The organism is Bacteroides sp. CAG:189 (assembly GCF_000432295.1).
GTDB lineage: Bacteria > Bacteroidota > Bacteroidia > Bacteroidales > Bacteroidaceae > Bacteroides > Bacteroides salyersiae.
This window is the reverse complement of record NZ_HF991073.1, coordinates 31,897-51,444: the sequence shown is the minus strand read 5'-3', so window position 1 is coordinate 51,444 and position 19,548 is coordinate 31,897. Positions and strand designations below refer to the sequence as shown.

General features: G+C 46.1%; 18 protein-coding genes and 1 pseudogene. 15 read left to right on the top strand and 4 right to left on the bottom strand.

The genetic code is table 11. The annotated features are described in order from the left end of the window. The first annotated feature begins 87 nt into the window (after positions 1 to 87). The 7 genes and pseudogenes from QVP90_RS10410 (at position 88) to QVP90_RS10380 (ending at position 11,278) form a co-directional block, all read left to right on the top strand. Positions 88 to 1,971: an ELWxxDGT repeat protein gene (locus QVP90_RS10410; RefSeq protein ID WP_005930566.1), complete on the top strand. Its 1,884-nt coding sequence runs from the start codon at positions 88 to 90 to the stop codon at positions 1,969 to 1,971. Positions 1,972 to 2,118: 147 nt separating this feature from the next. Next, a complete protein-coding gene (locus tag QVP90_RS10405; protein WP_224203260.1) occupies positions 2,119 to 5,289 on the top strand; it encodes a SusC/RagA family TonB-linked outer membrane protein in 3,171 nt (1,056 codons plus the stop codon). 11 nt (positions 5,290 to 5,300) lie between these two features. After that, positions 5,301 to 6,980: a RagB/SusD family nutrient uptake outer membrane protein gene (locus tag QVP90_RS10400; protein WP_005930572.1), complete on the top strand. Its 1,680-nt coding sequence runs from the start codon at positions 5,301 to 5,303 to the stop codon at positions 6,978 to 6,980. A gap of 20 nt (positions 6,981 to 7,000) precedes the next feature. Continuing rightward, positions 7,001 to 7,981, top strand: a complete 981-nt coding sequence (locus tag QVP90_RS10395; RefSeq protein WP_005930575.1) for a hypothetical protein — start codon at positions 7,001 to 7,003, stop codon at positions 7,979 to 7,981. An 89-nt stretch (positions 7,982 to 8,070) separates the two neighbouring features. Further along, the gene (locus QVP90_RS10390) at positions 8,071 to 8,856 is read left to right on the top strand and encodes a glycerophosphodiester phosphodiesterase family protein (RefSeq protein WP_224203258.1); all 786 of its coding nucleotides are present in this window, start codon (positions 8,071 to 8,073) and stop codon (positions 8,854 to 8,856) included. An 811-nt stretch (positions 8,857 to 9,667) separates the two neighbouring features. Continuing rightward, positions 9,668 to 10,799, top strand: a pseudogene (locus QVP90_RS10385) (tyrosine-type recombinase/integrase). A gap of 215 nt (positions 10,800 to 11,014) precedes the next feature. Further along, the gene (locus QVP90_RS10380) at positions 11,015 to 11,278 is read left to right on the top strand and encodes an HU family DNA-binding protein (protein ID WP_224203256.1); all 264 of its coding nucleotides are present in this window, start codon (positions 11,015 to 11,017) and stop codon (positions 11,276 to 11,278) included. A 44-nt stretch (positions 11,279 to 11,322) separates the two neighbouring features. Here QVP90_RS10380 and QVP90_RS10375 read toward each other — a convergent pair whose 3' ends face one another. Together QVP90_RS10375 and QVP90_RS10370 are read right to left on the bottom strand one after the other, a co-directional pair. Beyond that, positions 11,323 to 11,667, bottom strand: a complete 345-nt coding sequence (locus QVP90_RS10375; RefSeq protein WP_021936367.1) for a GNAT family N-acetyltransferase — start codon at positions 11,665 to 11,667, stop codon at positions 11,323 to 11,325. Then, positions 11,664 to 11,867 carry a hypothetical protein gene (locus tag QVP90_RS10370; RefSeq protein ID WP_224203255.1) on the bottom strand — a complete coding sequence of 68 codons (204 nt, stop codon included), beginning with the start codon at positions 11,865 to 11,867 and terminating at the stop codon, positions 11,664 to 11,666. The genes QVP90_RS10375 and QVP90_RS10370 overlap by 4 nt, the downstream gene beginning before the upstream one ends. A gap of 6 nt (positions 11,868 to 11,873) precedes the next feature. On the opposite strand from QVP90_RS10370, the gene QVP90_RS10365 reads away from it, so the two are divergent. Further along, positions 11,874 to 12,086 (top strand): hypothetical protein, encoded by a 213-nt coding sequence (locus QVP90_RS10365; RefSeq protein WP_224203254.1) that lies wholly within the window; start codon positions 11,874 to 11,876, stop codon positions 12,084 to 12,086. 235 nt (positions 12,087 to 12,321) lie between these two features. Here the strand turns inward: QVP90_RS10365 and QVP90_RS10360 are convergent, their stop codons facing one another. Next, on the bottom strand, positions 12,322 to 12,690 hold the full coding sequence (locus QVP90_RS10360) for a winged helix-turn-helix transcriptional regulator (protein WP_224203253.1): 369 nt from the start codon (positions 12,688 to 12,690) through the stop codon (positions 12,322 to 12,324). A 140-nt stretch (positions 12,691 to 12,830) separates the two neighbouring features. On the opposite strand from QVP90_RS10360, the gene QVP90_RS10355 reads away from it, so the two are divergent. The 4 genes from QVP90_RS10355 to QVP90_RS10340 all read left to right on the top strand — a co-directional run bounded on the left by QVP90_RS10355 (position 12,831) and on the right by QVP90_RS10340 (position 15,085). Then, positions 12,831 to 13,316, top strand: a complete 486-nt coding sequence (locus QVP90_RS10355; protein ID WP_021936364.1) for a GlcG/HbpS family heme-binding protein — start codon at positions 12,831 to 12,833, stop codon at positions 13,314 to 13,316. Positions 13,317 to 13,516: 200 nt separating this feature from the next. Continuing rightward, positions 13,517 to 14,473 (top strand): bifunctional helix-turn-helix transcriptional regulator/GNAT family N-acetyltransferase, encoded by a 957-nt coding sequence (locus QVP90_RS10350; protein WP_021936363.1) that lies wholly within the window; start codon positions 13,517 to 13,519, stop codon positions 14,471 to 14,473. A gap of 14 nt (positions 14,474 to 14,487) precedes the next feature. After that, on the top strand, positions 14,488 to 14,826 hold the full coding sequence (locus QVP90_RS10345; protein ID WP_021936362.1) for a cupin domain-containing protein: 339 nt from the start codon (positions 14,488 to 14,490) through the stop codon (positions 14,824 to 14,826). A 25-nt stretch (positions 14,827 to 14,851) separates the two neighbouring features. Beyond that, positions 14,852 to 15,085 carry an HU family DNA-binding protein gene (locus QVP90_RS10340; RefSeq protein WP_021936361.1) on the top strand — a complete coding sequence of 78 codons (234 nt, stop codon included), beginning with the start codon at positions 14,852 to 14,854 and terminating at the stop codon, positions 15,083 to 15,085. Between the two features lie 56 nt (positions 15,086 to 15,141). Here QVP90_RS10340 and QVP90_RS10335 read toward each other — a convergent pair whose 3' ends face one another. Beyond that, a complete protein-coding gene (locus QVP90_RS10335; RefSeq protein ID WP_196213579.1) occupies positions 15,142 to 16,038 on the bottom strand; it encodes a helix-turn-helix domain-containing protein in 897 nt (298 codons plus the stop codon). Between the two features lie 168 nt (positions 16,039 to 16,206). Here QVP90_RS10335 and QVP90_RS10330 point away from each other — a divergent pair, with 168 nt between their 5' ends. The 3 genes from QVP90_RS10330 to QVP90_RS10320 all read left to right on the top strand — a co-directional run. After that, positions 16,207 to 17,349 carry an NAD(P)-dependent alcohol dehydrogenase gene (locus QVP90_RS10330; protein WP_264381021.1) on the top strand — a complete coding sequence of 381 codons (1,143 nt, stop codon included), beginning with the start codon at positions 16,207 to 16,209 and terminating at the stop codon, positions 17,347 to 17,349. A gap of 11 nt (positions 17,350 to 17,360) precedes the next feature. Further along, the gene (locus QVP90_RS10325) at positions 17,361 to 18,275 is read left to right on the top strand and encodes an aldo/keto reductase (RefSeq protein WP_021936359.1); all 915 of its coding nucleotides are present in this window, start codon (positions 17,361 to 17,363) and stop codon (positions 18,273 to 18,275) included. A 17-nt stretch (positions 18,276 to 18,292) separates the two neighbouring features. Then, positions 18,293 to 19,548: SUMF1/EgtB/PvdO family nonheme iron enzyme (locus QVP90_RS10320; protein WP_288204264.1), on the top strand; the 1,256-nt coding region annotated here is incomplete at its 3' end.

The window sequence follows — 19,548 nt, the reverse complement described above, 5'->3', positions numbered from 1 at the left end:
AAACACAACGATTACATTAATACAAAGTTTTGGTTATCCCGTAAAATACGAGTTATTCAGTCTTTTTTTAATTTAATTTTATAGAATATGAAAAAGTTGTGCTTTTTATTTGTCTTTTCATTATTTGCTATGGGAAGTGTTTTTGCTCAAGGAGGAAGACAACCTCAGACATCAGGTGATTTTACTCGTGATCCGGGAGGTGAATTACGAAGTCTCTTACCAGAAGGGGTAACTGCATTTGTTAACAATACTCGTAAACTTATCCAACAAAAGAATATAACGGTTGCCGGAAGTAAGGAGAAAGGTTACCTTGCTTTTTTTGCGGCAACGGATGCTGCGCACGGAGAGGAATTATGGGTGACGAATGGAACTCCGGACGGGACGAGGATTGTGAAAGATATCATTCCCGGGCCGACAAGTTCTAATGTCGTTTGGTTGACGCGGTTTAATGATAAAGTCGTTTTTCAGGCAGACGATGGTGTTAACGGAGCGGAACTCTGGATTTCTGACGGAACGGAACAGGGTACTTATATGGTGAAGGATATTCATGAATTAGCTTCTTCCGATCCGAAAGGTTTTACGCAATTGAATGAAACTCAGTTTGTGTTTGCTGCTAAGAATTTTGACAGCGAGGAGTATAATGGCGGTCAACATTGGCTTTGGGTCAGTGACGGAACCGAAGAAGGAACCAAATTGATTTATGAATGTAAGATGGGGTATCCCGGGACAGATAATGGTTCTCCTTACAGTCCGTATTGCCGGGTGGGTCGCAAAGTGTTTTTTAAGGCCGATGATAAAGATGGAAAGTATGGTGAGGAGCTTTGGGTAACTGATGGGACGGAAGCCGGAACACATTTAGTGAAAGATATGAATGTAGAGCCTAATCCGGAAGTTGCAGGCGCTACTATGAGTGCAGCCATAGATGATATGGTTAACTTCTACAATGAAAAGCTTTTTTTTCAGGCTTGGTCTTACGAATACGGCGGTGAACCTTTTGCCAGTGACGGTACGGAAGAGGGAACTTATCTTATTTATGATACCCGGCCGGGGAAGGATGAGAATAACAGTCCTCAGAGTGGTTGGGTGAGCGATGCCAGTCCTATTCCTTATAATGGAAAAATATATTTCCGTGGTTGGCATGAGGAGTATGGTTCCGAGCTTGCATTTACCAATTTGGAACCGGGTAATTATGGTGCATTCGATGTCAATGAAAATGTTCCTGGAACAGATGGAAAACCCAAAAACAGTTCTCCGGATGCGGGAGTGGAATTTGATGGTGTTTATATGTTTTCGGCCAATTCTGGAGGTACCGGTATGCCGTTGGGATTTGGTGGAGAGTTGCATTATACAGATGGGGAGGATGTTTATTTGCACTCTGATTTAGGTACAGGCAAACTTAATGCTTGGGTGAAAGAGCCGATTGTGGCTTCCGGAAGTATGTATTACTGGGATTCGAGTGTGCAGAACAAGGAGTGGCAGGAAAAATTATTCCGGGTAGACAGTAAATCCGATTTTCCTGTTCGTGTAACGAATATCAAGCCGGGCGAAGGCGACAAGGTACATTCTATGAGAAATTTGGGCGGTGATGTTATTTTTGCCATTAATGAGGGTGAAGGTATTTATTGTTATCACTATCGTAAACCGGATTATGATCCTATAAAAGATGCCGATAATTTGGATATCGAATATCGTACACGTGCGGAGATAGGGACTTCCATTGAAAATATTCCTGTGAACGGAGGAAACAAAGCTCAGATCTATCCGAATCCGGCAAGTGATAAATTCTTTGTGAAAACAACAGGAACCGTTAAAAAGGTCGAAATTTATGATTCTGTCGGCAGACTGGTTAAGGTTGTGGATAAACCGTCCGAGAACGCTGTCGATGTGTCTTCACTGGCCGAAGGCATGTATCTGATAAATGTACAAAGCACAAAAGGCGTTTCGTCTTCCAATCTGATTATTAAAAAATGATCTGATGCCAGTATGAAAACACAGATTTTCAGTGTGTTTTCTGTTATTTCATATTTCATCTGCGGGTGAGGTCATCTATTCCGCATAATCCACGGATGAAATATTTTTTATAACCATTATATAACCGCTTCATTTAATTATTAGCAGATGAATAAAGATATATTACCCAGGATGGCAGTGTTTATCATGGCTATCGTCCACATAGTATCCTCTTATGCGCAGTCGGTTCTACCGATTTCGGGGGAGGTGCTGGATGGTAAGAACAGAGAACCGCTCATTGGTGTTACCGTAGTGGAAAAGGGAACCAAAAACGGTGTGATAACAGATATAGATGGAAAGTTCTCTATGCGAGTGCCTGTCGGTACTATCCTTAAAATCACTTATATGGGATATAGGTCCAGTGAGGTTATCATACGTGATAATAAACCATTGACAATATTACTGGATGAAGAGAATATCCAGTTGGACGAACTGGTGGTCATTGGTTATGGTGTTCAGAAAAAGAGTGATATTACGGGTTCCATATCTTCCGTGTCGGGAGAAGAGCTAACCAATATTCCGGTTTCTTCACCTTTGCAGGCATTGCAAGGAAAAGCTGCCGGTGTCAATATTATACAGAATACCGGTGCTCCTGGTAGCAGTTCTACTATTAAGATTCGGGGTACGGGAACCGTTAATGATGCGGACCCTTTGTATGTGGTCGACGGCTTTATAGTCGATGGTATCGATCATCTGAATGCGAATGATATTGCCAATATCGAAATACTGAAAGATGCGGCTTCGAGCGCCGTATATGGTGCGCGTGCGGCCAATGGAGTAGTGGTGATTACAACCAAGGGCGGTGCTTCGGGGAAGACGAAAATTAGTTTCGATATGATTGTGGGCTTTTCGAATCCTTGGAAGAAAATCGATGTTCTTGACGCAGAAGAGTATGCATTGATGAGGGATTACGTTTCGGGAAACAGTATTTATTCGGTAGACGGTAGATTGTATTATTCTAAAGACAAAGACGGAGGTTATTATTATGATAATCTCAAATATACTAAAGTAGATACTATCAGACGAAACTCTCCGGATAATTGGTGGGATGCGATAACACAAACAGGATTGAAACAACAATATAATTTATCTGTATCTGGTGGTACGGATCGGCATAAGTACATGGTCAGTGGAAGTTATTATAATGAAAAAGGTATTGTAAAAACTTCCGGTTACGAACGGTTTAATTTGCGCATGAATCTGGATAACCAGTTGAATAGCTGGCTGAATATGACTACAAACATGTTCTATACAAATGAAAATAGAAATATTGTACCCGAAGGAAGTGAGAGTGTTTTGAAAAAGGCTTTGTATCAGAGCCCTTTGGAATATCTTTACAATTACAGGGGAAATTATAATTCCAATCATCCCATTGCCGTGATAGACCGGAATCACAATAAAAGAGAAAATCATCGTATTGATTTGAATTTGAACCTCACTGCCAAATTAGGAAAGTTGCTGACTTATCAATTTAAATTTTCCGATTACCTTGTTATCGGGAAGCGGTCACGTTTCTATGAGGTTAATAAACTGGATGAAGACTTTGCGATGCCCAACGATCTGACCCGGATTTACAACCGGCGTAACCAAACCAACAAGTGGGAGATCAATAACCTGTTCACTTTTGCCTGGAAGGACAAAAAACACGATATTTCTGTACTATTGGGGCAGACAGCCGAAGGTTATAAAAACAGTTGGATGGAAGGTACCCGTAAAGGGACTGCGAGCAATTCTTCCGATCTTTGGTTTTTGTCGAGCGGATATACCGGTGATGATGCGGCCGGACTGGATAATGAATGGACTGCATTGGGATTTGTAGGTCGTTTAAGTTATAATTTCCTCGACCGTTATCTTTTTCAAGCTAATTTTCGTGCCGATGCCTCTTCTATCTTTTCCAAAAACGAACGTTGGGGATATTTCCCTTCCGTATCCGTGGGATGGAAATTTACTTCCGAACCGTTTATGCAAAATCAAGACTGGCTTTCGCTTGGTAAGTTACGATTTGGATGGGGACAGTTAGGCAACAATCGTATCAACGAACTTTCCCGTTATACTCTTTTGAATACCGAAAAGAATTATTCGTTTGGTATAGGCAATCACCGGGTTTATCCGGGCACCACTTCCATTTTGATAGGCAATCCGGACATTCATTGGGAGAAGACCGAGACATTTAACGTGGGATTGGATCTCGGTTTGTTCAACAACCGTTTGACTTTAGGCTTGGAATGGTTTACCAAGTTGACGACTGATATGCTTTTACGTGTGCCCGTTCCGCTTTCTACCGGATTCGATGACTTCGATAATGTGGATGATGATGCCCCGATGACCAATGCCGGTTCGGTTCGTAACAGTGGTGTGGAGCTGTCTGTCAATTTCCGTAACAAGATTAAAAAGTTTAGATATGAAATTGGTTTCAACGTGTCTTATATCAAGAATAAAGTTGTAAGTTTGGGATTGGGTGACGAACCGGTTTACGGAGGTTATCTTAGCGAATCGAGTATTCTTGATTATGTGACGAAAACTGCGGTAGGTAAGCCTATTGGAAGTTTCTTCGGGTATGTGACAGACGGGATTTTCAACTCTCTGGACGAGGTGAAAGCCAGTGCCCAGTATGATGCCGGTAAAAATGAATTCGATTTATCTACCCGGCAGGGCGATTTCAGATTTAAAGATTTGAATAATGACGGAAAGATCACTGCCGAAGATCGTACCTATTTGGGTTCACCTCTGCCTGATTTTGTCTTTGGTATCCCGATGTCATTCAGTTATGCCAATTTCGACTTGAAGTTATTCTTCCAGGGACAGACTGGTAATAAGATTTTTAATGTGATGGATTACTACCTTAATAATGCGGCTCAGGGAAATGTATATGCCGACATTCGTGATAAGCATTGGTCGGGAGGAGAAGAGTATGCGATCGATAGCCGCCGGTTCTTTACGCAAAATCTGGATGCTTCTGTTCCTGATTTACGAGGCTCGGATAAAGCCCGTAACTTTCGGGCTTCCGATTTCATGGTGAAGGACGGCTCGTATATACGTTTGAAGGAAGTACGGCTTACTTACAATTTCAGCAACAAGCTGACTTCCCGTTGGCATCTGACGAATCTGTCGATGTTTGTCGGAGCGTATAACCTATTGACATTGACGGGCTATAATGGATTTGATCCGGAAGTGGGCAAGGTCTCCGGAACCGAGAGCAATAATCTTAGCATGGGCGTTGATCATGGAAACTATCCACAGGCACGTTCATTTACTTTTGGACTAAATATTACTTTATAAAAGTTGGGAATATGAATAAGACAGTATTTAAAATTACGATATTTAGCCTAGCTGTTTGCTTCTTGACTGGGTGTGAAGACTTCTTGAATAAAGATGTGCTCGGCTATTCAACGGATGAGAATTTTTATGATACTCAATATAAACTGGAATCAGCATTGAATGCCACGTACGATGTATTACAAATGGAGGTTTATAACCAGTGTGACTGGCGTTTTGGTGAGGCATGTGGAGATGATGTGAAAGGAACCGATGAAGATTTGACTACCCAAATGGGGCAATTGGTCAATTTCCGCTTTAATACGTCCAATGAATGGATTCAGAAGAGGTATACCATTAATTATAAAGGTATATATCGTGCCAATCAGGTGATTGCTAATGCCCACAGGGTGAGATTGGCGGATGAAGAATATTCATCTTATCGTGATATCCGTTATATATTGGGACAAGCAAAGTTTTTGCGGGCTTTGTTCTATTTTAATCTGGTGAAAACTTATGGGGGAGTACCTATTCGTCCGGAGATAGAAATGGTTGACAACTTGGTTGTTCCCCGGTCTTCGGCAGAGGAGGTGTACGCTTACATAGAAAAAGATTTGCGTGAAGCGGCTATCATGCTTCCTGCGAAGTTTATTGACGACGATGCGGGCAGGGCCAGTGAGAGTGCGGCAGTGGCATTGCTTATGAAGGTACTCATGTATCAGGCCACTCCCGGCATACCTTCCGGAAAATGGGAAGAAGTCGTTCGGCTGGGTGAGTATTTTGTAGATGGAACTACAATGACCTTTGGTGACATATTGCATTATGATGCTTCCGAAGAAGATTGGGAAGAGCTTCGCGAACGTCTTTGGTTCAAACCTAAAGCGCTGAATCATTCTGCCGATCCCTATGAACTGCCGGAGACTACACTTCCGATGCTGAAAGGAGCATATTCTCTTGAATATAAGGATTTCTATGGAAATGTACTGAGGTATTACGAACAGTTTTTCCAGTCCGGAGAATTTTGCAAAGGTTCTATTTTTGAAATTGTTTTCAAGGAATCGGGAGATGGTTCTACTGGAAATGACAATGAAGGTGATGCTATCTATCAGACGCTTTATTGTAATTCTCCGTTAATGTGGGCTACGGAAGCTATTTTGGAATCCATGTTCGGAACCGATCCGCGTCGCAGGAGTATGGTAGGCCAAAAGGAAAGTGCTCCCGATTTGGAGATGCTCGACTGTGGTCCGCAACAGAAATTGACTTTGAAATGGTATACACCCATTAAGGAAAGACCTTTATATACGGGCGACAATGGTAAAAACAGGCGGATAATCCGTTATCCCGAAGTAGTGTTGATTTATGCCGAGGCTCTTAATGAATGTGGTGAAGGAGCCCGTGCGCTCGAACAGTTAAATACTAATAAACGGCAGGCAAATATCATCGACGGAAACGGAAATCTTTATTTGGCCGGTGGATATGGTTACATGCGCGATCAGATCTGGTCGGAGCGTCGCAAAGAGTTATGTTTCGAATGGGACCGGTTCTTTGATCTTGTCCGCCAAAAACGTGCTGCGGAAGTAATAAAGGCTTTTGGATTGGCGAATACCAACAAGCGGGGAGTTTATTTTCGGAAAGGGGTGAATGAACTGTTCCCGATCCCTCAAGCCGAGATTGACCTTTCTCAAGGAGCGGTTATGCAAAATCCGGGTTATTAATATCATAAAAAGTAATCAAGATGAATATGAAAGTTCTATATAGAATATTGTCGGGGGCATGTATGACTTTGCTGTTTATAGCTTGTGAAGACGAGTCGTCTGCTACTCCTTATGCAAGAATGACGGTAGATAAGACTACGCTTCAACTCAATGAGTCAATGGTGGTTAAGTTCACAGGTATTGCCGATCAGGTAGCTATTTTCACAGGCGATGAGTCGCATAATTATGAATTACGGAGTCAGAACAATACCGGTATGGTAGTCAATAAGGGAGTATTCACTTACTCATATTCCGTACCAGGTACTTACCGGGTGGTGTGTGTGGCATCCACTTATCTGGACTTGGGTAAAGACATGAGGGTAGACACGGCTTCTGTTATAGTCAACGTGGTAGATAATGTGACGGATATCGATAAACTTTCGTCTAAAATTTATTATGACGAGATATATGCCGAAGAGAAGGAGAATGATGAGTGGTTGTTGATGTTGCCCTATAAAATGAGATATAACAATAAGGATTTATCTATCAGCATGTCTCAGAAATTGAATTTCTCAATCGCTTCCGATTCTACCAAGGTATTTATAAACGATCGGTTATATTCCTCAAATACCAAGTACGATTTATCCTCTCCGATGGATATCTTGGTGGAGGCTTATTCAGGGACGGAACGTCATTATAAACTGTATACTTGCTATTATCCCGAATTTAAATCTTTCAGGGTAGCCGGTGTGGCAGGTATATTGGATAGAAGTGCTTTTGATTATACTACGTTCGATTTATATGTGACTCTTCCCGAAGGTACGGATACAGGTGCGTTAGTTCCGGTTTTTGAAACGCTTTCTCCATCAGATAAGGTTTATATAAATGATGTGGAGCAGATTTCGGGTTCTTCTGCTGTCGATTTTGATAAAGCGGTTTCCTACAAGCTTGTTTCATCAGTTGATGGAGCGAATGAGATGGAAGTGGTTTCTACCGTTAATGTGATGGTCACCTTGAAGTAGCGTACTTTCAAAGGTATAAATATAATATTATGTAATTATTATCATTAAAACATATGCGTGTTTTTTCGATTTGTGTATTAGTTTATTTTTTGGCTTGCCCAAGTGTTTCTCTCCGTTCTCAGAACGGAGGAAACCGGGAGCCGGGCATTGTTGCCCATCGGGGGTATTGGAATACGGAAGGAGCGGCACAGAATTCGGTTACCGCTTTGAAGAATGCCCAAAAAATGGGGCTTTATGGCTCGGAGATGGATGTATGGCTCACTAAAGACGGTTATTTGGTGGTAGGGCATGATAAAAAAATGAATGGTCTTTCCTTTCAAGATACCGATTATGATTTATTGAAAGATATGAAACTGTCTAATGGTGAAAAGTTACCTCAATTGAAGGATTTTCTTGTGCAACTTAAGCAGTCGGAATCTCCAACCAAACTTTTTATCGAGATTAAGAAGCATGATAGTTTCGAGAGAAATATGACTGTGGTAAAGGCTGTGCTGGATACGGTGAGGTATTATAAAGTGGAGAATAAGGTGCAGTATATCACGTTTAATTTGGATATATGCAAAGAGCTCGTTCGGATTGATCCGGAGGCGGTAGTGGCCTGTCTCAAAGGGGGAATGGCACCGGCTGAGGTCTATGAAATGGGGATACGGGGAATTCATTATCATCGGAAAGAATATCGTGACCACCCTCAATGGATCAGGGAAGCGCAGGAATTGGGGATGACTGTGAATGTACAGGGCATCAATACACCTGAAGATTTGCGGGAGATGGTAACGTTGGGTGTGAATCTTGTTTCTACGGATAATCCTGTGATGGTTTTGGATAGTTTGCCTGCTATTGTTAAGAGCCTTGTATCCGTACCTTGTATCCCTTAACCTTCTATTTCCGCGAAACAGATAGCTTCTTTTAGAAGTAAATCTATAAGAGGTATTCTGTTCACTTCCCGTGATATGTCTGTTTATCTGAAGATATTACAGGCGTGGATGGAATTTATATTTTACGAAAATTACCAAAATAATATTTTCTCTGCATTCATATAACCGAATCAGCTCTGTGATTGTACATGTATAACGTTTCTGCTTGATAGAAAGTATAACTACATCGATCAGGCACAAGCAACATAACAGTTCATGTTTGGGAAGAGTCTTAAGATATTCGGGAGAATTCATGCAGGAATAGTTTTCTTCAAGAAAGGATAATTTGTCAACCGCGAGTTCAAGATCTGTTTTCATGAAACAGGGACAAGTTAATTCATTCATAATTATTTGTGTGCTTTTAATTTATTTATGCTCCCATGCATGATGAAAAGGCGTGGGAGCTATATACTATATTATCCCATCATGGCTCTGGTAAGCCCGCATATAAATAATAAGTAATAGCCCCACGCCAAGATGGTATATAACAAAGTCATACACTTCTTGGACGTGGAGAGTCTCACTTATTATCTGCATATGCTAAAATTTACCAGATTTATATAATACATATCTGAAATGAAAACAACAACCAAACAAATGAAAATAAATACGCTGTTTTATAGCTATTTATAAGGGTATATTTCTTTTCAGTTGCTTTCATTATTTTCGGTTGATTGGTCCTTATTTGGTACATTTTTGTTTCTTATTTGTTCCTTGTTTTGGATTATTATTTCTACCTTTGCGACAGAAATAACGAAAAAAGGAATTGCTTATGCCACGAGTAAAGAAGCCGACGAAAGTCAAAGAACCGATCCGTCTTCGGATGAAACCGCTGAGTGACGGAAGTAAGAGTTTGTATCTGGATATATACCGCGACGGAAAGCGGACATACGAGTACCTCAAAATGTATATCATCCCGGAAACGGATAATAATGCTCGGAAACAGAATCTGGTTACGATGGACGCAGCCAATGCCATCAAGTCGAAACGCATCATTGAATTGACGAATGGAGAGGCAGGGATCGAGAATAGGGAAAAGGTATTCTTGCTTGATTGGATGAATACGTATAAAGAGAATCAGGCAAAATGGGGAAAGAAAGACGGGAACCAAATCTCAGTTACCATTCGCATTTTGAAAGATTATGCAGGAGAACGAATGACAATGGATCGGATAGACAAAGCATTCTGCCAGGACTACCTCGATTATCTGATGACGGAATATCGCCCAAAAGGGAAACGTGTGTCGAACTTTACACTCCACACCTTACCGTATCCTGAATGGAGCTTTGAACGCTGCCGTTCGTGAGGAGATTATCAAAGTCAATCCGTTTACCAAAATCAATAATTCGGACAAGATTCGTCTGCCGGAGAGCAAGCGGTCATATATGACTATCGAGGAAGTGCGGGCATTGATTGCCACTCCGATGAATAATGAGGCTGTAAAGTCCGCTTATTTGTTCTCCTGCTTCTGCGGATTGCGCGTGAGCGATATTGTTGGATTGAAGTGGAAAGATGTCTTCGTCGATAGAGGACAATATCGGTTGGCAGTGTCCATGCAGAAGACCAAAGAACCGATTTATCTGCCGCTTTCTCCTGAAGCGTTGAAGTGGATGCCGGAACGAGGAGAAAAGACAGCAGACGATCATGTGTTCGATTTGCCCAGTCCGTCGATGATGAACCTGCTTATCAAACCTTGGGCGAAAGCCGCAGGTATCGACAAGCGGTTTACATTTCACACCGCGAGGCACACCTTTGCCACGATGATGCTGACCCTTGGAGCAGACCTCTACACCACCTCGAAACTGCTCGGCCATGCCGATGTAAAGATGACGCAGGTGTACGCAAAAATCATCAACCAAAAGAAGGATGATGCCGTCAATTTGGTAAACGGACTATTCGATTGACCCATACAAATCGAAGTATAAAGTAGGGCTGTTTTTACATCTACATACAGTCGGATTGCAAACAGAATTAGGTTTACTTTAATCCGGGTGCCTATAGGGGAAAAACAAAGCAAACTAATCTATAGAGGTCTCACTTGTTGTTAATGTAGGAAAACAATAAACATATTGAGTAGATATTGATAATCCTTAATAGAGTAGTAGGAAATATAAATAACATGAACAAGAAAAACCTTATCCGCACCGTTTCGCAGGAACTCGACCCGCCCGTGCCGCAGAACGAAATCGCCTTGATTCTCGACAAGGCGGTCGAGATTGCCAAACGCACCCTTGCGGCTGGTGAACCCGTAAAATGGTCGGGATTCGGTTCTTTCGTCGTCAAGGACATTCCACCACGCCGATTTTATTCCCCGAAACGCAAAGAGTTCGTCGTTTCCAAAGGCATCAGAAAAATCGTCTTCGTGCCGCTGCGGACGAAATAGTCATCACTTACCCGACAACCGAACTTTCGTATGGATGCACGGCACTACAACGGATACATCACGGGCTTGAAATCGCTTGCGGGGAGTTTGCGCAGCATCGCCTCGAAATCTTCCATCCGGAATGGAGGGTCGGTAACCATTATCTCCAGATTCATCCCGAAATAAGAGATTCCGACCATAGTCCGGTGGAATCCGTTGCGTTCATAGAACTTCAGCCGGCGTCTGCGCTGCTCCGGGTTGCCGGCCGATGTGTCCGCCACCTGTTCCATATCCAGGACGAGCTGGCAGTCGGGAAATTTCGCTTTCAGCAAGTCGAGGATTTTGCTGCCATAGCCGCCGCCTCGTCGTTCGGAATCAACGGCAAGAAACCACAGGAAAGCCAGCTTCAATGCGCTATGGCTGCAAAGCCCACCGTTTCGTCCTTGTCGCAGGCCGCATACGTCCGGCAGCCGAATCTTGAAACGATGTCGAGAAATTCCACTGACGGCAGACGCTCGTCGTCCGGGAAAGCCTCGGTGTTAATGGCATCGAACTTATCGAAATCCGGCCATTTTTCCATAACCTTTATCAGTTCCATATCGATGTTCATCTGTTTTTGAGAAAGAAGACCGCCGCACAAGACAAAGTAAGGAACTCGCTTATCGGCATCGCAAGCCATATCCCCTCCGCTCCGAGCCGCAAGGGGAACAGCGGAAACAATCCGACAAGCAACCGGGCCGCAAACATCCGGCGGAACAATGCGGACACGCTGTCATGTCCGAAATCGATGGTGTCTCTTTTCATGCTCAAACAAAAATGGGTCGGATAATCTGATCGGTTCCACCCGGTCATCTTATCCGGCCCATATATCCGAGCCCTCCGATGAGGATTACAAAACTCTTTTATCCGAGATTTATGCCACAAAGTTACGGCTTATTCTCCAATCCGACAAATTGTTTCCTGTTAATTCGGAGGTCGATACGCAGTTTTTCAAAAGATCGCGGCGTGAACGGCGGAAAGCCGGCGGCCCACAAAGGCCCGGGATCCGCAACACATGCCATCTTCTATTCGGTGTCTGCCGCACGGATATTGCCCATTTCGTCGAACATTCCGCGATGTTCGTTGCCCCACGCATCCATCATGCGGATAATCGGCACGAGCGACTCGCCTAACTCCGTTAGAAAATACTCCGTTTTCATCGGCACGGTGTCATGCACCACACGGCGCACGATCCCGACAGATTCCAGTTCGCCCAATTGCTGCACCAGCACACGTCGGGTCGCACCCTTTATCACTCGTTGAAACTCCACGGGGCGGTGAATGCCCTTCGTCATGCAGTTAATCAGGTAAGGTTTCCACTTCGCACCCATGACATATTGCGTAATCGTAACGCCGCAGTCCAGATCGATCGGGGGTATCTTATACTCATACATACGCATTCGATAGTTTATAGGACGCAAAAATAGCCAAATCCTGCGATATGGGGAAAGAATCATACTGTGATAAATTTATCACATATTGCTTATAGATAGCTGCTTATATAATTTTGCCGTCGAATGAAGACAAAGAACGTATGAAACGATTATTAACCGCAGGATTGCTTGCAATCCTCTCAACGACATTCAGTATGGCTCAAATCACGAACAAAGAGATTCTGTCGGACGAAGTGTGCGACAGACTGTGCGCCGCAGCGCGCGAGAAAAGTAAGGAATTAGGTATCGACATCAGCTTTGCCGTTGCCGACCGTCATGGACTGCCCCGTGTCTATCGTCGTTATGGCGATGCGCTGGTATTGAGCATCACGCTCGTACCGGGCAAGGCATACACGGCAGCCGTGACGCAGTGTAAAACAAAGGAGGTGGCGGCAGCGGCCGCCGAAGGTGCCCCGCTGATGGGCATTCAGACGAACGACCCGCGCATTACTCTCGTGGCCGGCGGCTATCCGTTGTTCGCCGATGGGAAGATTGTCGGTGCGATCGGAGTGGGTGGCGGCACGGAAGCGCAGGACTGCGAGATTGCCGAATATGTGGTCAAGATATTCGAGGAACTGATGAAATAGGCATACACGATGGTGCATCGGAACGCATGCCGGATAGATATCGCCCCTGCCACAAAATCCGGCAGGGGCGATTCTGTTAAAAAAACGTGCGGAAACAACTCGCCGTTCTTGTTTTCCGGCGGTTTGTTTTGCCGGATGAAAAAATATACATACTTTTGCGTAATTGATTACGTATTTAAGAACGATAAAAATAATCAAGTATGGAATTTTTCGACAAAACAGGTAAAATGGCCATTGGGAGCAGGCTGCGGCTGCTCACGGACCGCATCACGGCGGACGCTGCCGACATATACCGTCTGTACGGCAACGATTTCAAGCCCAAATGGTTTCCGGTTTTCTTCGTGCTGGCGGGCGGCGAGGCGAAGACCGTGACGTCGATCGCCCACGAAATCGGACATTCCCACCCGTCGGTGAGCAACATCGTGAAGGAAATGAAAGCCCGGGGGCTGATTGCCGGCGATACGGAACGTTCCGACGGCAGATGCAACCTCGTGCGCCTTTCCGGAAAGGGACTTGAAATGGCCGCCTCCATCAAGGAGACATGCGCCGACGTGGAAAAGGCCGTCGAGGGTATCTGTCGGGAAGCAACGCACGACCTGTGGAGAGCAATCGACGAATGGGAATACCTTCTGGGGGAGAAATCCCTGCTGGAACGTGTGAAGGAGGTGAAGAGACGACGCAAGCAATCGGCAGTAGAAATCGTGTCCTACTCGCCGGAATATCAAAAAGCGTTTCAATCGCTCAACGAATATTGGATAACGCGCCATTGGGAGCTCGAACCGCACGACACGGCGCTTCTCGACGACCCGCAGACGCATATCATCGACCGAGGCGGCTTTATCCTCGTCGCGCTCCACAACGGCGATCCCGTGGGAGTATGCGCCATGTGCAAAATGAAAAGCGGCGGCTACGATTACGAACTGGCGAAACTCGCCGTCGCCCCCGAAAGCCGGGGATTCGGCATAGGCCGAATGCTCTGTGAGGCGGCTATCGATAAGGCACGCAAAACGGGCGCGCGGAAACTCTTTCTGGAAAGCAACACCGTCCTGCGTCCGGCCATATCGCTCTACCGGAAACTCGGCTTCCGTGAATTGAAGGAATACCATCCGGCGTATGTGCGCGGCGACATTCAGATGGAACTTATACTTAACCCGTAATAACACAAGAAAAAATGGAAACGAAAATCGTAGTAAAGAAAGCCGATGCGCTCAAACGTGTGTTCAAGGGCGTGTCGCTGGATTCGCTCGCCGTCGGCGAGAAATCGATGGTAACGAAGATGAACTATGTGAAAGGCAATTTCGCCACCACCCATCAGCATCCGCACGAACAATGCGGGTATGTCATTTCAGGCAAATACCGTCTGAAAGTGGAGGCTCCGGCCGACATCGACGTGATACTGACCGCCGGCGACACCTATGCCATCCCCGGCAACATACCTCATTCGTTCGAGGTGCTCGAAGGCGGTGAAGTGGTGGACGTGTTCACCCCGCATAGGGAAGATTATCTGTAAGCGAAAATACAGGGAACGATAATCCATGAACAAGAAAGCCCTTATCCGGACCATTTCACTGGAACTCAACAGTGCAATGTCGCAGGACCGAATCGCCCTAATTCTCGACAAGGCAGTCGAGATTACCAAGCGCACCCTTGCCTTCGGCGAGCCGGTGAGGTGGTCCGGATTCGGGTCTTTTGTCGTCAAGGATATTCCGCCACGACGGTTCTACTCCACTCGTCTGGGAGAATGCACCACCTCGAAAGGGACGAAGTGAATCGTTTTTGTTCCGCCTCGAACGGAATAAAGCCCTGATTTTTCATCTATCGACAATCATCTATGCAGCCTCTCCCGAAACTCGCCCGGTGTCGTGCCTGTCATGCTTTTGAAGAACCGGACAAAATGCTGCGGATATTGGAAACCGAGCGATTGGGCGACTTGTGAGATGCTTTTCTGCGGATTCAAAAGTTGTTCTTTCGCCGCTTCCAACAATTTCTTCCGCAGGTATTCTTTGGCGGACACTCCCGTTTCGCGCTTGACCAAATCCCCGAAATAGTTTGGGGACAGACTTATCTTATCCGCAAAATAGTTCACGGTCGGCAGTCCTAACCGTTCGGCATCGCCGCTGATAAAGTATTCGTTGAGCAGGTTCTCGAAACGCTGCAACACGTCACGGTTCAGTTCATGCCGCTCGGTGAACTGGCGGTCGTAGAAACGCACGCAGTAGTCGAGCAACAGTTGAATGTTATCGCAGATGATGCCGTGCGTATGGTCGTCGGTCGCCATTTCGAGTTCCGTCCCGATAATCTCTATCAGGTTGCGGATGATTCGGAACTCCGAAGGGGAAAGATGCAGGGCCTCGTTGGAGGAGTATGCAAAAAACGAATAGCGCAGGATATTCCGCCCCAATCCCGTGCCGTGAATGAAATCGGGATGAAACAACACACCGACGAACTTGGGGTCTTTGCCCGGTATGGCCTCGAACGCGCAGACCTGCCCCGGTGCAAAGGCGATGATGCTCTTGTCGCCGTGGTCGTAGCGTGTCTTGCCGTAGGTGATGGTACAACTCGCCATGTCTTTCAGGAACAAGGCGTAAAATCCCCAATTGATCATATAGGGTTTCAGCTTCTCCGGTTCGTTGCACTCCACCACTCCAACCAGCGGATGAGTGAACGGCAGCTCGAATACCCGGCAATAGGTCTCTATCGAGTTCAGTTCTATTACATCCATACTATCTTTTTTTATGGTGCAAAAGTAGTGATTTACTGTGTAGTTGCGGCGGTTTTTCGGATAATTCCGCCGGAAAAAGTAAAAATGGTAAATATCGCCTTTGTGGGGGTATCGGCCGGCAAAGGCAACCTCCCTAATTTTGCAACAGAAATTAAAAACGAAGCGATTATGAACACAAAAAGAAATCTATTATTGATTGCCGGCCTGTTGCTGGCAGTAGCAACAAGTCAGGCACAACAAAGTAACGACCGTATTCCGGCAAAGGGCTTTGCCTTCCATGCCGAGGACGGACATTTTCACGATTATGAGTTTACACGCCATCCGATTGGCGATAATGATGTGCAAATTAAAATCCTTTATGCCGGAATCTGCCATAGCGACATACACGAAGCAGAGGGTATTAAGGAGAGAAACGGAGCACCGTGCGTGTTAGGACATGAAATAGCCGGAGAGGTTATCGCTGTCGGCAAGAACGTGACCAAATTCAAGGTGGGCGATTACGCCGGAGTGGGTTGCATGGTAAATTCTTGCGGCTCATGCTCCATGTGCGATGCGGATAAGGAGCAGTTCTGCGAAAACAGCACGACATTCACATACGATTATCCCGACAAGTATCACGGCGGCGAACTCTCGCAGGGCGGATATTCCGACAATATAGTGGTAAGCGAACGGTTTGCCATATCCATTCCCAAAGATGCAGACATGAAACGTATAGCCCCGCTGCTTTGTGCAGGGGTCACGACATGGTCGCCTATCCGTTTCAGCAATGTGCAGAAGGGACAAAAGGTTGCCGTAGCCGGTTATGGCGGTTTGGGACACATGGCCGTGCAATATCTGGTCGATCTCGGAGCGGACGTTACGGTCTTCGACATCACGGAGGAGAAACGCGGCGATGCGTTAAGAATGGGGGCAAGCCGTTATGTGAATGTAAACAATGAAGAGGAGTTGAAAGGGCTTGCAAATTCCTTCGATTTTATCTTTAGTACCATTCCTGCAAACTTTACCCCGATAATGTACGCCCGTATGCTTAAAATGGGAGGAGAACTTGCCATTGTCGGGCTTGACGGTAAAGCTGAAATAAATACGCTGCAAATGATACTGACGGCGGCACATCGTAAGGTATATGCTTCGCTTATCGGAGGTATCAAGGAGACGCAGGAGATGCTGGACTACTCCGTAGCGCATGGCATCTACCCGGAGGTTGAAATAATCCCTGCCGATGCTGCCACCATAGACGAGGCGTACAAGAATGTGCTGGACGGCAAGGTGAAGTTCCGCTATGTGATCGACATGAGTACAATGAACAAATAAAAATAAGAACGATGGACAACAAGATTTTATCGGAGAGCTTTATGCTCTCCAACGGGGTGAGAATCCCCAAACTCGGACTCGGAACATGGATGATTGACGATGACAAGGCGGCGGAAGCCGTAAGGCGTGCGGTGGAAATCGGTTATCGCCATTTTGACACGGCGCAGGGTTACGGCAACGAGCGTGGCGTGGGCGAAGGTATCCGTACCTGCGGACTGAAACGGGAAGAGGTTTTCGTCACGACCAAACTCGATGCTGCCATCAAAGACTACGACGGAACGCAAGCCGCCATCGAAGGCTCGCTCGAACGGTTGGGGCTCGACTACATCGACCTGATGATTATCCATGCACCGCAGCCGTGGACTGCCTTCCGCGAGGACAATCACTATTTCGAAGGCAATCTCGCCGCATGGTGCGCGATGGAAAAGGCATACAAAGCAGGTCGTCTGCGGGCTATCGGCGTAAGCAATTTTCAGCAGGTAGATATAGAGAATCTGTTGCGGAACGGCGATGTGAAGCCGATGGTGAACCAAATTCTGGCACATGTCAGCAATACGCCCTTTTCGCTTGTCGATTACTGCCACAAGCACGATATGCTCGTGGAAGCCTATTCACCGATGGGACACGGCGAGATGATGAAGAATCGGCATGTGCAGAATATGGCAAACCGGTATGGCGTAAGCGTCGCCCGGCTTTGCATCCGCTATTGCCTGCAACTCGGTCTTCTCCCTCTGCCCAAGACCGCCAACCCTGAACACATGGAAGCGAATGCGGACGTGAATTTCGAGATTTCCGCACAGGACATGGAAATCCTGAAAAACGTGGAGCGCATCAGGAATTACGGCGAGGCAAGCCTCTTTCCAGTATATGGAGGCAAACTGGACGAAGTGGGAAACTATACGCCGAGAGATTTTTTCAAAGAATAACTTTCAACAGAGAAAACATGAAATGTAGTTCCATAAAATCATCGAAGACGGGGAAACGGCACGTATGGGCTGTTTTTCCCCTCTTGTCGCTCCTGCTGTTTGCAGCATGTGGCGAAAATGAAACTTTCGAGGAACCCGATACGGTTCCTCCTTCGGCGGTTACCGCCTTGAATGCGATTGTCGGAGACGGACAGATAACGCTGAATTGGACCGATCCGACAGAGGACGATTTCGACCATGTAGAGATTACCTACCCGCAACGGGAAGGAGCGATTCTCGCCCGAAAGGGCATACAGACCGCCCTGATCACGGGGTTGATAAACGGCGAAGAATATACGTTTTCCCTGACGACGGTAGATGCGGCGGGCAATGCCGGACGGAGCGTCGTTACGCCCCCGTGTATCCCCGTTTCCGTCGATCCGGGCGATGTGACACCTCCCGCCGAAGTGTCGGAACTCTCCGGCGAAGCAGGCAACGGCAAGGTGACTTTACGCTGGACAGACCCCACGGATGCGGATTTTGCCAAAGTGTCCATTACCTATTCTCCCGGCGGGACAACAGCCATAGAGATAGGTAAAGGACGACAAGAGGCGGTAATCGCCGGATTGAAGAACGGTTCCGAGTATGTGTTTACATTGAAGACGGTGGATGTCGCCGGCAACATGAGCGCAGGCATCGTATCCGACGGATTCACTCCCGAAGCAACGGTTGTTACTCCTCCCTCCGGCGCATCGGCGGATTATACGATAAACGGAGTTCGGTTTACGATGATTTATGTCGAGGGCGGTACGTTCACGATGGGGTCGGATGCGGAAGCGGCACTGCCCGGCACACAGAGGGCAAATCAGGCACATGAACATCAGGTAACGCTTTCCTCCTATTGGATCGGGGAAACGGAAGTAACCATAGCTCTATGGAATGCCGTTATGGGTTCCGGCGGAGGTAGCAACACGACACCTGTCGCCAGCATCACCCGCAACCAAAGCGTGGAATTTGCCCGTCGCCTGAATGACATAGCCCACAATCAGGGGCTTATTCCCGATGATATGAATTTCCAAATTCCTACCGAAGCACAATGGGAATTTGCAGCCAAAGGCGGCAACAAAAGCAAAGGATACACCTATTCCGGCAGCAATACGCTATCGCAGGTCGGCTGGACGAGCAGCGACGGCGGCATTCATGCAGTCAAGCAGAAACAGCCCAACGAACTCGGTATTTACGATATGAGTGGCAACGTGTATGAATGGGTTTACGATATGGCTGCGCCCTATAC

Bases quoted from the DNA above. Each gene is read 5' to 3' on its own strand.
- QVP90_RS10410 (WP_005930566.1), top strand. From the start codon at position 88: ATGAAAAAGTTGTGCTTTTTATTTGTCTTTTCATTATTTGCTATGGGA.
- QVP90_RS10405 (WP_224203260.1), top strand. From the start codon at position 2,119: ATGAATAAAGATATATTACCCAGGATGGCAGTGTTTATCATGGCTATC.
- QVP90_RS10400 (WP_005930572.1), top strand. From the start codon at position 5,301: ATGAATAAGACAGTATTTAAAATTACGATATTTAGCCTAGCTGTTTGC.
- QVP90_RS10395 (WP_005930575.1), top strand. From the start codon at position 7,001: ATGAATATGAAAGTTCTATATAGAATATTGTCGGGGGCATGTATGACT.
- QVP90_RS10380 (WP_224203256.1), top strand. From the start codon at position 11,015: ATGAACAAGAAAAACCTTATCCGCACCGTTTCGCAGGAACTCGACCCG.
- QVP90_RS10370 (WP_224203255.1), bottom strand. From the start codon at position 11,867: ATGAACATCGATATGGAACTGATAAAGGTTATGGAAAAATGGCCGGAT.
- QVP90_RS10360 (WP_224203253.1), bottom strand. From the start codon at position 12,690: ATGTATGAGTATAAGATACCCCCGATCGATCTGGACTGCGGCGTTACG.
- QVP90_RS10355 (WP_021936364.1), top strand. From the start codon at position 12,831: ATGAAACGATTATTAACCGCAGGATTGCTTGCAATCCTCTCAACGACA.
- QVP90_RS10350 (WP_021936363.1), top strand. From the start codon at position 13,517: ATGGAATTTTTCGACAAAACAGGTAAAATGGCCATTGGGAGCAGGCTG.
- QVP90_RS10345 (WP_021936362.1), top strand. From the start codon at position 14,488: ATGGAAACGAAAATCGTAGTAAAGAAAGCCGATGCGCTCAAACGTGTG.
- QVP90_RS10340 (WP_021936361.1), top strand. From the start codon at position 14,852: ATGAACAAGAAAGCCCTTATCCGGACCATTTCACTGGAACTCAACAGT.
- QVP90_RS10335 (WP_196213579.1), bottom strand. From the start codon at position 16,038: ATGGATGTAATAGAACTGAACTCGATAGAGACCTATTGCCGGGTATTC.
- QVP90_RS10330 (WP_264381021.1), top strand. From the start codon at position 16,207: ATGAACACAAAAAGAAATCTATTATTGATTGCCGGCCTGTTGCTGGCA.
- QVP90_RS10325 (WP_021936359.1), top strand. From the start codon at position 17,361: ATGGACAACAAGATTTTATCGGAGAGCTTTATGCTCTCCAACGGGGTG.